General features: G+C 68.9%; 13 protein-coding genes and 1 pseudogene. 9 read left to right on the top strand and 5 right to left on the bottom strand.

The genetic code is table 11. The features are described 5' to 3' along the window. Window positions 1-11: 11 nt before the first annotated feature. Window positions 12-704: a hypothetical protein gene (locus QUE40_RS14070; RefSeq protein WP_198499354.1), complete on the top strand. Its 693-nt coding sequence runs from the start codon at window positions 12-14 to the stop codon at window positions 702-704. 46 nt (window positions 705-750) lie between these two features. After that, window positions 751-1,915: pseudogene (locus tag QUE40_RS14065) on the top strand (IS3 family transposase). Between the two features lie 256 nt (window positions 1,916-2,171). Here QUE40_RS14065 and QUE40_RS14060 read toward each other — a convergent pair. After that, entirely contained in the window at window positions 2,172-2,501 is a 330-nt protein-coding gene (locus QUE40_RS14060) for a helix-turn-helix domain-containing protein (RefSeq protein ID WP_162228821.1), read from the bottom strand. Further along, a complete protein-coding gene (locus QUE40_RS14055) occupies window positions 2,498-3,586 on the bottom strand; it encodes a tyrosine-type recombinase/integrase (RefSeq protein WP_198499368.1) in 1,089 nt (362 codons plus the stop codon). Before QUE40_RS14055 ends, QUE40_RS14060 begins: the two co-directional genes overlap by 4 nt. A gap of 270 nt (window positions 3,587-3,856) precedes the next feature. Between QUE40_RS14055 and QUE40_RS14050 the strand changes: the two genes are divergently transcribed. The 4 genes from QUE40_RS14050 to QUE40_RS14035 all read left to right on the top strand — a co-directional run bounded on the left by QUE40_RS14050 (window position 3,857) and on the right by QUE40_RS14035 (window position 7,508). After that, complete coding sequence (locus QUE40_RS14050) at window positions 3,857-4,429, top strand: hypothetical protein (RefSeq protein ID WP_289233092.1); 573 nt, start codon at window positions 3,857-3,859, stop codon at window positions 4,427-4,429. 2 nt (window positions 4,430-4,431) lie between these two features. After that, complete coding sequence (locus QUE40_RS14045; protein ID WP_433997089.1) at window positions 4,432-6,213, top strand: type IV secretory system conjugative DNA transfer family protein; 1,782 nt, start codon at window positions 4,432-4,434, stop codon at window positions 6,211-6,213. 82 nt (window positions 6,214-6,295) lie between these two features. After that, entirely contained in the window at window positions 6,296-6,874 is a 579-nt protein-coding gene (locus QUE40_RS14040; protein ID WP_162228823.1) for a single-stranded DNA-binding protein, read from the top strand. Between the two features lie 19 nt (window positions 6,875-6,893). Beyond that, window positions 6,894-7,508, top strand: a complete 615-nt coding sequence (locus tag QUE40_RS14035; RefSeq protein ID WP_162228824.1) for a hypothetical protein — start codon at window positions 6,894-6,896, stop codon at window positions 7,506-7,508. A gap of 114 nt (window positions 7,509-7,622) precedes the next feature. Here the strand turns inward: QUE40_RS14035 and QUE40_RS14030 are convergent, their stop codons facing one another. Continuing rightward, on the bottom strand, window positions 7,623-9,092 hold the full coding sequence (locus tag QUE40_RS14030; RefSeq protein ID WP_162228825.1) for a recombinase family protein: 1,470 nt from the start codon (window positions 9,090-9,092) through the stop codon (window positions 7,623-7,625). Between the two features lie 86 nt (window positions 9,093-9,178). Here QUE40_RS14030 and QUE40_RS14025 point away from each other — a divergent pair, with 86 nt between their 5' ends. Continuing rightward, window positions 9,179-9,742 carry an ATP-binding cassette domain-containing protein gene (locus QUE40_RS14025; RefSeq protein WP_289231358.1) on the top strand — a complete coding sequence of 188 codons (564 nt, stop codon included), beginning with the start codon at window positions 9,179-9,181 and terminating at the stop codon, window positions 9,740-9,742. 54 nt (window positions 9,743-9,796) lie between these two features. Here QUE40_RS14025 and QUE40_RS14020 read toward each other — a convergent pair whose 3' ends face one another. Then, complete coding sequence (locus QUE40_RS14020; protein WP_289231357.1) at window positions 9,797-10,354, bottom strand: PadR family transcriptional regulator; 558 nt, start codon at window positions 10,352-10,354, stop codon at window positions 9,797-9,799. A gap of 102 nt (window positions 10,355-10,456) precedes the next feature. Next, window positions 10,457-10,741: a hypothetical protein gene (locus QUE40_RS14015; RefSeq protein WP_289231356.1), complete on the bottom strand. Its 285-nt coding sequence runs from the start codon at window positions 10,739-10,741 to the stop codon at window positions 10,457-10,459. A 21-nt stretch (window positions 10,742-10,762) separates the two neighbouring features. Here QUE40_RS14015 and QUE40_RS14010 point away from each other — a divergent pair, with 21 nt between their 5' ends. Together QUE40_RS14010 and QUE40_RS14005 are read left to right on the top strand one after the other, a co-directional pair. Continuing rightward, window positions 10,763-11,263: an alpha/beta hydrolase gene (locus QUE40_RS14010; protein WP_289231355.1), complete on the top strand. Its 501-nt coding sequence runs from the start codon at window positions 10,763-10,765 to the stop codon at window positions 11,261-11,263. A 75-nt stretch (window positions 11,264-11,338) separates the two neighbouring features. After that, window positions 11,339-12,553, top strand: a complete 1,215-nt coding sequence (locus QUE40_RS14005; RefSeq protein ID WP_142006435.1) for an MFS transporter — start codon at window positions 11,339-11,341, stop codon at window positions 12,551-12,553. The last annotated feature ends 251 nt before the right edge of the window (window positions 12,554-12,804 follow it).

Here is a 12,804-nt window from a genome sequence, read left to right as displayed (position 1 = left end):
GTCTCTGAGAGGTGCGCACCGAGCATCCGACCGACATCGAGGAGTGCGACCGCGTGGCCGATGAGAACAGCGATCCGGTGGCGAGCAAGCACCTCCAGACTCTGCGGCTGTTCAAGCGTCGTGCGGACGAACTGTTCTCATGCGGACTTGCTCAGCGCGAAGACGCCCTCAAGCTCGGGCAACAGCTCCATATGAACCTCGTGCTCGATAAGACCACCGGCGAAACCTCTGTGCGAGATTTGCGCCAGGTGATTCCTCCCAAAGAGCAAGTCGCCTACGCTCTCACGTTGATACGCCCCCTGACGCTGTCCAAGAAGGGCGACAGGTTGGCGTGGAGAACCGTCATGGCGGCCCTCGACTTCTTCTGCCCTCCGGAAGACGCCGTCAACAGGGAGCGGATAGGTGAGTTGCGTGAGGGGTGGAGCAAGTACCCGGTTCGTCGGATGCGGATCATGCAAGCGCCCATCGATCCGGATGCACCGGGGCCGCGTATCGATGCGTGGGATAACGAGATCGCGCGAAAGTTCCTCTATGGCGATCTGGTGCACGGAGACGACAACGCAGAACTCCTGGAAGCCCTTGGAGACGATCAGGTTGTCTTTTCTGCCGGAGCGATGGCGTCGGACGGCTTCATCTTGATGAACAACACGTACGAGGTCATGCATTGCCTCCGGCCCGATAGGGACTGCCGTACGGATAGGTGACATCTGATCTGGCTTGCCCGCTGGGCGGCCTGGAAGGATGTGCACCATGCCCGCTCCCTACCCCCAGGAGTTCCGCGAGGACGTCGTGCGCGTGGCCCGGTCCCGTGAGGATGGCGTCACTCTCGCGCAGATCGCGAAGGACTTCGGCGTCCACGAGATGACGCTGCACAAATGGATCCGCCAAGCTGACATCGACGACGGCAACCGCCCCGGCAGGAGCCGGGAAGAGTCGACCGAGCTGCGCGAGGCGCGCAAGCAGATCCGGCTGCTCGAGCAGGAGAACGAGGTCCTCCGCCGTGCCGCGGCCTACCTCTCCCAGGCGAACCTGCCGGGAAAAGGTGGTACCCGCTCGTGAGCGAGCTCGCCTGCGACGGGATCCCTGTCGCGGTGTCCCTGCGGGTCCTGAAGCTCTCCCGTCAGCCCTACTACCGCTGGCGGAAACAGCAGTTCACCAGGGCCGAACTCGTCGAGGCGTATCGTGCCAACGCCCTGCTGGACGCCCACCGCGACGATCCCGAGTACGGGTACCGGTTCCTGGTCGGAGAGGCCGCGGAAGCGGGAGAGGTGATGAGTGAGCGGACCGCGTGGCGGATCTGCCGGGACAACCAATGGTGGTCGGTGTTCGGGAAGAAGCGGGCGAAGACGGGAAACGCCCTGGCCCGCCGGTTCACGACGATCTCGTGAAGCGGGACTTCTCCGCCGATGACGTCAACGAACTGTGGCTGACGGATATCACCGAGCACTGGACCGATGAGGGCAAGCTCTATCTCTGCGCGATCAAAGACGTGTTCTCCGGCCGGATCGTGGGCTACTCGATCAGCGACCGGATGAAGGCTCGCCTCGCGGTGAACGCCCTGGACAACGCGATATCCAGGCGTCGTGACGCCGCCGGGTGCATCGTGCACTCGGACCGCGGATCTCAGTTCAGGTCACGGAAGTTCGTGCACGCCCTGAACCGTCATCACCTCATCGGATCGATGGGCCAAGTCGGTGCCGGCGGAGATAACGCCGCGATGGAGTCCTTCTTCGCGCTGCTGCAGAAGAACGTCCTGGACCGCAAGCGCTGGCGGACTCGAGAAGAGCTCCGCATCGCGATCATCACCTGGATCGAACGCACCTACCACCGTCGTCGCCGACAGGCCCGCCTGGGCCGATTGACCCCCATCGAATACGAGACCATCATGAACCCCGCCGTGGATCTCGCGGCCTGACACCCCAACTGTCACCTGAGCGTGCGGCAGTCCCAGCCGATGAAGCCGGGGCTGCCGGGGTGACAGTGGGCGCAGAGTCCTTGGCTGTAATACTCGGTTGATCCGCACTTGCTACAGGCCGGCGGTGTGAACGGGCCGCCGGGGATGCAGTCGTAGCAGAAGTCGATTCGGGGTGTGAGCCACGCGGCCGGCCTCACCCCGCACGCGGTGCAGGGCAACGGCGGACTCAAGGGTCCGTTTGGGCCGCGTGCCGGACTCATAGCGGCGGCGGCGGCCGATCGTTCTTCGGACCGAACCGGGGCGCGACCATATTCGTGCTCCCATTCGCTTCTACCCGCCGACGGGTGCCGGGCTTGCGTGCTCGGACTTTCTCGGGCTCGGGCACCAGCAGATCAGTTGGCTTGCAGGCGAGGACATGGCAGATGACATCGAGATCGTCCAGCCGGATCGTGGTCGGCGTGCCCGTCCACAGCCCGGACATCTTGCCCTGGCTGATCTCTAGCCCGGCGTCGGCGAGCATCCGCCGCAGTTCCGCCGACTTCCAGATGCCGCGCTCGGCGGCCTGGACTCGCAGGTTCCATTTCATCGCGTGGTCATCCCTTCAAATCGGTCTTCCAGCCGTTGGTTGGCTTGCATCCACGAGTCCTCGACGTGCTCGCCCGGGACGTGGATGTACTGCGTCGTGGTCGAGAGCCATTGGTGCCCCAGCAGCTCTTGCAGCGCTTTCAAGTCCATGCCCGCCAGATACAATGATGACGCGCAGTAATGGCGGAGCACATGCGGCGTCATCCGTCCTCCGGCCCAGGCGGGCAAGAACCGTTCAGTCGCTCGGGTCAGGCCCCGCCGGAGCACGTCGTCGCTGGCCCGCCAGGAACGACCGAGTTCGTGGTCGAACCGCTCGGACGGGATCATCGGGGCATCCGGGTTGTCCCAGTCGGGGCCGAAGCGGTGTCGCACATCGCCGAGCCACCAGTCGATGAGCTTGTCCGCCCCGTTGATCGCAGGCACCAGACGCTGCTTCGACCCTCGTCCCCGCGAGCCTTTCCCGAACCGGACATGCAGCTTACCCAGCGCCCCGAGATCGGGCCGCCAGTCACGGATGTCGAGTTTCGTGCTCTCCGTGATGCGCACCCCGACCCTGCGCCAGAGCGACGCAGCGAAGTAGTTCCTCGCGGCGGGCAGATAACGTCGCTCATCTTGGAGCGAGGCGGCCCACCCGCCGAAGAGCCGGCCGATCTCCGCATCGGACGGAGGCACACGGACCTTGCCCAGCGACGAGCCCGACTGCCGGTTGTACTCGTCGACGGGCTGCTCGATCACCCAATCGGTCAGCGCATTGATGTCGCCCTGGTAGCGGGCGATGGCGAAGTCGTAGAACTGCGCGATCGCACCCGCCTTGCTCGCCCGCGTCGTGACCGCCAACCCAGCCCGACGTAGCCCGGCCAGAAAAGCGTCCGCGTCGGAGGGCCTTGCTTGCCACAGCGGGACGTCGAGATGGTGACGGAACTCGAACACGACTGCTCTGGACTGCGCGATGTAGCCGTCGCTGAGCCCGGCGGCAGCCATCGCGAGAGCGTACTGGTCGATGATCTCCTGCTCGAAGTCGGCAGCATCCTCCTCGGACCGCCAGCCCCTGGCAGTTCCGACACTCCGAACCGCAGCGAGCTTCATCACTCCGCAGCTTCACGAATCATGACCATGCATCAAGAATACTGCAAAAGTGTCAGGAATCATGATGGTTCGTCAGAATTCTCGACAAGCGGTAAGTCCGTTGCGGCGGCGGGCGGAGCGCACCTGCGAGGCATGAACCTCGGTCAGAAAGTTGCGGCTCTAGAGATAAACCCCCGCAAGTTCCCCGGATTTCTGACGGTTCTTCACTGTGGCTGACGGTTCGTCAGTATTCCTGAAGGTCTGTCGGAAGCTCTGACGGTTCGCGTGAACATGCGTGTCCGGCGCGGGACGGGCGGGGCGCACCTGGCGGGCATGAGAAAGAACCCCACCAGCCCCACTCCGGCCGCGTCCGCACCGGTGTCATTGCGATCCGTCGTCCTGGACGTCCAGCCGGACGGGTCGATGACCGTCACGATCAACGGCGCCCCGCACCCGCCACCGGAGAACACCGGGGCGTGGTCGCGGAAGATGTTCCCGCAGATCATCGACCAGGCCAGTGATGAGCGGGCGGTGCCGGTGCGGGTCGAGGTGCACGAGGCCGACGGCACCAGCTTCACCGACCTCATCCCTGCCGCGCCCCGCAAGCCCGCCGCCGCCGAACCGGTGCCGCAGAAGAAGGAGAAGCGCACGCCGGGCCGGCCGGTGCTGGTCGAGGTCACCGGGGACGGGTTCGTGCCCGGCGAGGACGTGGCGGTCGCAGTCATCGTCTCCCACACCGATGCCACCGGCGACGGCACCGCCCGCGCCCTGCTCGACCCGGCGCGGTTCGTCGGCTCAGGGGCGGATGAGGTGGTGTTGGTCGGGCGTATCTCCGGCTCCATCGTCGTGGAGACCCTGCGATGAGCATGGCGTCGCAGGGACGGCAGACCGGCAGCCTCGGCGACGAGCTGACCAACGCCGCCATGATCGGACTGGTCGGCCTGTTCGGCCTCGCGCTCATCCTGCGCGCCGCCGGTAGCATCGCCGCGTTCCTCACCGGCACCGACCAGCCGGCGGCCGGGCCGGCGGCCGGGGTCGGGGTGCTGTTCCGGCCCGGCGACCCCGCCGCCGCGCTCGACGCGGACGGGCTGCATCCGTTCGCCTACTGGACGGTCGCCGTCGTGCTGCTCACCGCTCTCGCCGCCGCGGGCGGCTGGGTGTGGGTGCGGCTGCGCCGCCACGCCCGCAAGGTCGAGACCGACCCGCACACCACCGCCGGGATCGCCACCTCGCATGAGATCACCACCACGGCCTCAGCGCGGGCGCTGCTCCAACGCGCCGCGAACCTCCGCCCCTCCCTGGACAACCCGACACCGGCAGACGTGGGGTACCGGCTCGGCACCAGCAAGGGCAAAGAGGTATGGGCATCGGTCGAAGACTCGATCCTGCTGATCGGGCCGCCCCGTTCCGGCAAGGGCCTGCATGTGGTGATCCCGGCGATCCTCGATGCTCCCGGCGCGGTGATCACCACCAGCACCCGGCCCGACAACCTCACCGCGACTCTGCGCGCCCGCAAACGGATCGGGCCCGTGGCCGTGTTCGACCCTCAACACTTGGCCGAGGGCGTGCCGGCGGGGATGCGCTGGTCACCCATCCGCGGCTGCGCCGACCCGCTCACGGCGATGATCCGCGCCACCGGCCTCGCCTCCGCTACCGGTTTGTCGGCGGGCGGGGTGGAGTCCGGCGGGTTCTGGGAGGGGAAGACCCGCACCGCTCTCCAAGCCTTGCTGCACGCCGCCGCCCTCGACCACCGGAGCCCGGAAGAGCTGTTCCGGTGGACTCTCGACCCCTCGGCGGCGGCCGAGGCGGTCGCGATCCTCACCAACCACCCCGACGCGGCGACCGGCTGGGCGGACTCGCTGGAATCCATGATCGACGCCGACCCCCGCACGCGGGACTCGATCTGGCAGGGCGTGTCCCTCGCCCTGGGTGCGCTGGCCGACCCGCGGGTGCTCGATGCTGTCAGCCCCGGCCCCGGCGAGGATTTCGACCCCGAACGGTTCATCCGCGACAAAGGCACCCTGTTCCTGCTCGCCACCGGCGCCGGTGCCGGCGCATCCGCCGCGCTGGTGGCCGCCCTGGTGGAAGACCTCGTGGAGACCGCTCGCCGGATCGCGGCCCGCTCGCCGGGAGCCCGGCTGGACCCGCCGGTGCTGCTCGCGTTGGATGAGATAGCCAATCTCGCACCGCTGCCGAGCCTGCCGGTGCTGATGGCCGAAGGCGGCGGCACCGGCATCACCTGCGTGCCCGTCTTGCAATCCCTCGCCCAAGCCCGCGACAAGTGGAACGAGAACCAGGCGAACGCGATCTGGGACGCCTCGATCGTGAAGATCATCCTCGGCGGCGCCTCCAACAGCAAAGATCTCCAAGACCTCTCCTCGCTGATCGGTGAGCGCGACGAGTACACCGACAGTGTGACCCTCGGCGATCACGGCACCCGGCAGAACCAACGCTCGGTACGGCGGGTGTCGGTCTTCCCGCCCGACCGGCTGCGGACCTTGCCCTTTGGCACTGCCGTCACCCTGCTGCGCGCCGCACCACCGATCGTCACCGATCTGACCCCGTGGCCGGCCCGGCCCGACGCCGCCCAGCTGAAGACGGACCGCGGCGAGATCGAGGCACTGCTGCGCCGCCCCCGTTCCGCGTAGAGCTCAGGACAGCGGGTGTGCACCTGCCTGTCACGACGGTCACCGCCCTCGGTGACCCGATGAGGCAGACAGGAGCAGAGCGATGGCCGAGGAAGCACACCCCGAGCAGGCCCCGGAGCCGGAGGCGGATGTCCGCCAGTCCTTCAAGGGACGCATCGTGTCCACCCCGTCGCTGGACACCACGTCGACGGGCAAGGCGAAGTTCTACGCGAAGGTCGAGCAGCGGCACTGGAACTACGAAAGCGACGGCACCTACACGCGGCTGCCGAACAGCTACCACGATCTGGTCGCCTACAAGGGCGCTGCCGTCCGCGCGTACAAGAATCTCCTCCGTGGCGACTACTTCATCGCCGAGGGTCGCATGGAGGAGTACACCAGCAAGTCCACCGGCGAGATGAAGGAGCGGTTCGTCGCCACCGGGCTCGGGCACGACATGGCCCACACCCGCTACGACGTCGACCGCAGTCCCCGCCGCGAGGTCGCCGAACGCGCCGCCGGGCAGCAGACCCCCGAACGGGACACGTCCCACCAACGGGCCCCGGAGCCGGAGGGGGCACGGTCGCGGCCGGCCCAGCCGCCGCCCGGGCCGCGGGAGCAGGTGTCTGCCTTCGAGGCGTCGGCGCGGCGTCCTGTGCAGCAGCCGCCGGCGATGGGCCTGTGAGGACGAGGAGACCGCGATCATGAGCGACCTGACCTCCGACCACAACAGCCCCGCCGAGCCGCAGGCCGATGGCCTGCCCGGCGACGACTTCGACCTGGACGAGGACTACGACGAGTACGACACCGAAGAGGGCGAGGAGGATGCCGGCCCGCCTGGACCGGTGAACTGGTACCTGCTGCGCGCTGACGTGCTCGAAAAGGAGTGGTACGCCCTGAACCGGTGGGTCGAAAGGCTGCGCCGCACCTACGGGCTGCCCGCCAGCGTGATCCCGCCGTTCTGGCACCGCCACGACGAACTGGTCTGGGAACTGTCTGCTCTCCATCTGCATTGGCTGTGCGCCTACCACCCCGAGCAGGACGGGTCCGCCCCGTTCGGGTGGCATCGCGACTTCGCCGACGCCCGCGCCCGGCTGCGCGAATGGGTCGCCGCCTCCGGCACCCGTCTGGACCGCGACCGGCCCACCCGGCAGACCGCCTGGCCCGGCGAGGACCCGCCCGACCCGATCGAGGACGTGTTCGTCGCCGACCGCGACCGCGACTTCGTGGACTACGTCGCCGCACGAGTCGCCGAGCGCCGCGCCGCCGAAGACGCCTTCTACGCCGGCGCCGACCCCGAAACCGGAGAACTGCCATGACCACCACCACCACCGCAGTGCAGAAAGAGAACGCCGAGCTCTCGCGACTCCAGGATCGGGGGCGAGAGCTCGGCGCGTCGTTCCTGCCTCCGACCGAGCGGCAGGGCGCTGCGATCAGGACGATTCTGCTCGCTTCCACTGATACGTCTCGGGAACCGAGTAGCGAGGCGTGATCTTGATCCGATCCGGGTTGAAGTACGGCCCCATCTGGATCGCCTTCTCCACACGGATGTCCAGCAGCATCTTCAGCAGCCGACGCTTCTCGACCAGCTCCAGACGGTCCCATGCCGCCTCCAGATCGCTCTCCTGGATGAACGAGAGCAACTGCTTGTCAGCGACGGGAGGAACCGCAGCCTTCGCGGCCTGCTCGATCTGCGGAATCAGTCGACGTTCGATGCTGGTGAGCATCGTCATGCTGATCCGGCCCTCGGCGTACTCGCTCGCCGCCTCGTCCAGTCGCTGACGCAACGCAGCGGCCTGCTCCTCAGCCTCCCGGACCCGCTCGCTCCAATCGTCCTCCGGGCCGATGATCACCGCCAAGCTCTCCGGCTTCGACAACCAGCCCAGCAACACGCCGGTGACGTACACGTCGGTGTTGCGCATATCGATGCTGACCTTGCGGCAGCCGGGGCGCCCGCAGCTGTAGTTGTCAGAACGCAGCCCGGTGCGCTTGCGCACCTTCGTGCCGTGAATCCGCACCAGCGGATGGAGGCAGTACCCGCACCTCGCTATGAACGTCAGCAGCCAGCGCGGATGGCTGGGGTTGTCCTCGGGAACGTAGCGGGTGCGCCTGGCTCGGTCATCGAGCAGATGGTTGACCTGCTCCCACTTCTTGACCGGAATGATCGCGGGCCAGTCCGCCTCGCCGATCACCTCGCCCTGGTACATCCGCAATCCCGCGATCGTCGGGCTCTTGATGATCTGCCGGATCGTGGCAGTCGTCCAGCCGCGCGAGTGATCAGAGGTCGCCTTCATCGGCGTGGGCACGCCCTGACGATTGAGGCGCGTCACGATCTGGTTGATCGACCCGCCGTCGAGAATCTCGTCAACCGCTGAGACGATGATCGCCGCCTTCTCCGGGTCTACCTCCTGGCGAACGAGCGCACGGGTATGCTCGTCGTAGACCCTCCGGTACCCGAACGGCAGCCGCCCGTGCGGGCGGCCCTTCTGCGCGTTCAGCCGCACCGTGCGCAACTGCCGGTCGCGGATGATCGCCGCGTCCTTCTCCGCACTCAGAAACTCCAGGCCCATCATGAAGCTGTCATCGTGGCGGGCGAAGTCGTAGACACGACCCTTCGTCAGGTACAGCACCCCGGCCTCCTGACAGGCGGCGCGCAGCTGCACATAGGCCAGGAGCTCACGACCGGCACGTGAGGGCTCCCACGTCACGAAGGCGTCGTACTCCTTCGACGCGATCAGTTCCAGAGCCTCCTCGAATCCTTCGCGCTCGCGGGTGCGCCAGCGCGACGCGGATCGGTTGGCGTCGGTGATGACCTTGGCGACCGTCCACTTCTCCTGCTCGCACCAGGCGCGGCAGTCGGTCTCCTGGTCGGTGGTGGATCGCATGAGGTAGTGGCGATCCATCGAGGCACGTGTGTAGATGAGTGCTCTGACTTCCGAGGCGACCGGCAGAGCGAGTGATTGAGTTTCCATGGCAGACAGGTGCTCCCTTGGGATCTGCCATCGAATTTCTGGGTGAGCCGACCAACGACCTCGACATCGAGACCCTGACGTCGATGGAGGACGTGCTCGACGGCTGGGCCGGCACGCTGCTGGTGGTCTCGCACGACCGATACCTGCTGGAGCGGATGTGCGACCGGCAGGTGGCGCTGCTCGGCGACGGGCGCATCCGCGAGCTGCCCGGTGGTGTGGAGCAGTACCTCCAGCTGCGCCACGACCAGCAGCAGCGAACCTCGAGAACCGCTGCGGCGCAAGGCAGTTCGGCGACCGGCTCCTCGGCGGGCGGCTCGTCGGGTGCGGCGTCGGGCTCGTCGGGCGCCGGGTCGGGCGGGCTGAGCGCGGCCGAGGAGCGCCAGGCCCGCAAGGACCTCGCGCGCGCCGAGCGCACCCTCAACCGGCTGCACGAGCGGGAGCAGAAGCTGCACGACCAGCTGGTCGAGGCGGCCAGCGACCACGCCCGCGCCGCCGAGCTAGACCGCGAGCTGCGTGGGGTGCAGGAGGAGCAGGAGGCGGCCGAGCTCGCCTGGCTCGAGGCCGCCGAGAAGCTCGGCTGACGAGGGCCGCGGCGCGTGGCCCCTCGCGCCGCGCGCGCCGCGCGCCGGGCGGGATCAACCGCGCTCGAGCGCCTCGAGCACCCAGTCGCACCACGCGACCATGCCCTCGGCGCCGAGCACGCCCATGCGCAGCGCCGCCGCGTTGCCGAACTCGGGGTCGCCGACGGCCGGTGAGCCGAGCTCGGCGTCCTCGCGGGCGTAGTCCGCGAGCAGCTCGACGTGGCGCCGGCGCACCTGCTGGACCATCGCGCGGGCGGCGTCGGGGTCGGCCAGCCACAGCGAGTACGCCTGCACGGCCAGGCGACTGCGCGTGGGCCGGTCGGGTGGCGGGGTCGTGACGAAGGCGTGCAGCGCGCGTCGCCCGGCGCCGGTGATCGACCACCTGCGCGACTGCCGCGGGCCGGCGCCGTCGACGTCGCGGCCGCGGATCAGCCCGTCCTGCTCCAGCCGCGTCAGCTCGCCGTAGATCTGGCTGTGCTGGGCGCTCCAGAAGTAGCCGACCGGGCGGTGCATCTGCCGGGTCAGGTCATACCCCGTGCCCGGGCCGCGCGCGAGAAGGCCGAGCAGGGCCCCACCCAGGTCACTGACCGGCAACGGTTCCGCGGAAGGCACGGCACGACCGTAGTCGATATGTCAGAGTCGACATATGAGGGGACGTCAGGGGTGGTGGGTCGGTGCAGTCGCGGTGCTGCTGGCGGCGTGCGGCGGCGGGGGTCAGGAGGCCTCGTCGCCCACGTCCGGCAGCGCCGCGAGCCCGTCGGTGGTCACGAGCTCGTCGGGGGCGGCAGGCTCGTCGTCGTCGTCGGCGGCGAGCGAGTCGTCCGCGAGCAACCCGATCGTCGAGCGCTGCGGGCTCCCCGACGCGCCGGCGACGCCGCTGATCTTCCCCGGCCCCTCGGGCAGCTCGCTGATCGGAGCCCAGACCGGCAGCGGAGATCGGGTCGCGCTGCTGCTGCACCAGACCAACGGCGACGGGCTGTGCGGCTTCTGGCCGTTCATGGCGGCCGCCGCGAAGGAGGGGTGCGGCTCGTCGCGTTCGACCTGTGCGGTTACGGCGGGTCGCAGTGCGCGCCCGGCTCCGAGGCCGCCCGCGACCCGGTGGCCCAGGTGCGGGCCGTCGTCGACCGGTTGCGCCAGGAGGGCGCGCGCAGCATCACCCTCGTCGGCGCGTCGATGGGTGGCACGATCGCGATCGGGTCCGCCGCCGAGGTCAAGGCCGACCGGGTGGTCGACCTGTCCGGACCCACGAGCTGGAACGGCGTGCCCGACACGGCAAAAGCGTTGCGGGAGCTGCGGATTCCCGTGCTCGTCGTCGCCTCGCCCGGCGACACCGACACCGACCCGGCCGCCCTCCAGCGGGCGGTGGCGGCCTCGCCGAGCCGGCAGAAGGCGTACGTCCAGGGCCCGGCCGGCATGCACGGCGTCACCCTGCTCAAGGACATCGCTCCCGAGGATCCCGTGACGCCGATCGGCAAGCAGGTGCTGGCGTTCGTGAAGGACGGGAGCCTCCCGCGCGGTTGAACTAGATAGGTGGTCTATGTAAAGGTGGAGGGCGAGCCCTCGCTCGTCCGTCACACCTGAAAGGACCGCATCCTCGTGCTGCGCCAACCCAAGACCGTCTGGGCGGTCGCGTTCGCCTGTGTCATCGCCTTCATGGGCATCGGCCTGGTCGACCCCATCCTCAAGCCGATCGCCGACGAGCTCGGGGCGGGCCCCTCGGAGGTCTCGCTGCTGTTCACCAGCTACATGGCGGTCATGGGTCTGGCGATGCTCGTCACGGGCTGGGTCTCCAGCCGGATCGGCGCCAAGCGCACGCTGCTCACCGGCCTGGTGATCATCATCGTCGGCGCGGGGCTGGCCGGCACCATGGACTCCGTCGGCGGCGTCGTCGCCTTCCGCGCCGTGTGGGGCCTCGGCAACGCGCTGTTCGTCGCGACCGCGCTGGCCGCCATCGTCGGCGCCGCCCAGGGCTCGGTCGGCCAGGCGATCATCCTCTACGAGGCCGCGCTCGGCATCGGCATCGCGACCGGCCCGCTGCTCGGCGGCGCGCTCGGCGAGCTCTCCTGGCGCTTCCCGTTCTTCGGCGTCAGTGCCCTGATGGTCATCGCCCTGGTCGCCACCGCGATCGCGCTGCCGGCCACCCCGCCGACCGGGCACAAGACCCCGATCTCGGCGCCGCTGCGGGCGCTCGGCCACCGCGGCCTGCTCACCGTCGGCCTGACCGCGCTGTTCTACAACTTCGGCTTCTTCACGCTGCTCGCCTTCACCCCGTTCCCGCTCGACCTGGGCGCTCGCGAGGTGGGGTACGTCTTCTTCGGCTGGGGAATCCTGCTCGCCTTCACCTCGGTGGTCGTCGCGCCGCGCCTGCAGCGCCGCATCGGCACGCTGCCCGGCATTCTCATCGCGCTGGTCGGCTTCGCGATCGTGCTGGCCGTCATGGGGGCGTTCACCGACAGCAAGGCGGTGCTCATCGCCTGCACCGTCGTCGCCGGCGGCTTCCTCGGCATCAACAACACCCTGATCACCGAGGCCGTCATGAAGGTGGCCCCGGTCGAGCGCGGGGTGGCCTCCGCGGCGTACAGCTTCGTGCGGTTCGCCGGCGGTGCGGTCGCGCCGTGGCTCGCCGGCCGCCTGGGGGAGCGCTCGTTCGACCTGCCCTACTGGGTCGGCGCAGGGGCGGTCGTCGTCGCGATCCTGGTCCTGCTCTCCGGTCGCAGCATCGTGGCCGCCGTCGACGCGCTGCCCGAGCACGGCGCCGACCCGGTCGACTCGCCCGCCGAGGCCCAGGCGCTCACCGCCGCCGACGCCTGAGCGTCGCCCGCAGTCCCCGTCCCCAACCCCCGATATCGGCCCTTCCGACGCTCGCCGGCCCATGGCGTACGTCAGTGCGGCCGATGTCGGGGTTGTTGCGTCTCGGGGGTCGCGGGCGTACGTCAGTGCGGCCGATATCGGGGGTTGTTGCGTCTCGGGGGTCGCGGCGTACGTCAGTGCGGCCGATATCGGGGGTTGTTGCGTCCCGGGGTCGCACCTGCGGTCAGTGCGGCCGATGTCGGGGGTTGTGG

Origin of the sequence: Barrientosiimonas endolithica (assembly GCF_030296655.1) — a bacterium.
Lineage (GTDB): Bacteria > Actinomycetota > Actinomycetes > Actinomycetales > Dermatophilaceae > Barrientosiimonas > Barrientosiimonas humi.
This window is presented reverse-complemented; position numbering and strand designations above follow the sequence as displayed.

Excerpts from the sequence above, each read along its gene's own strand:
- QUE40_RS14030 (WP_162228825.1), bottom strand. The coding sequence starts at position 9,092 with ATGGATCGCCACTACCTCATGCGATCCACCACCGACCAGGAGACCGAC.
- QUE40_RS14055 (WP_198499368.1), bottom strand. The coding sequence starts at position 3,586 with ATGAAGCTCGCTGCGGTTCGGAGTGTCGGAACTGCCAGGGGCTGGCGG.
- QUE40_RS14015 (WP_289231356.1), bottom strand. The coding sequence starts at position 10,741 with ATGAACGGCCAGAAGCCGCACAGCCCGTCGCCGTTGGTCTGGTGCAGC.
- QUE40_RS14040 (WP_162228823.1), top strand. The coding sequence starts at position 6,296 with ATGGCCGAGGAAGCACACCCCGAGCAGGCCCCGGAGCCGGAGGCGGAT.
- QUE40_RS14035 (WP_162228824.1), top strand. The coding sequence starts at position 6,894 with ATGAGCGACCTGACCTCCGACCACAACAGCCCCGCCGAGCCGCAGGCC.
- QUE40_RS14050 (WP_289233092.1), top strand. The coding sequence starts at position 3,857 with ATGCGTGTCCGGCGCGGGACGGGCGGGGCGCACCTGGCGGGCATGAGA.
- QUE40_RS14045 (WP_433997089.1), top strand. The coding sequence starts at position 4,432 with ATGGCGTCGCAGGGACGGCAGACCGGCAGCCTCGGCGACGAGCTGACC.
- QUE40_RS14060 (WP_162228821.1), bottom strand. The coding sequence starts at position 2,501 with ATGAAATGGAACCTGCGAGTCCAGGCCGCCGAGCGCGGCATCTGGAAG.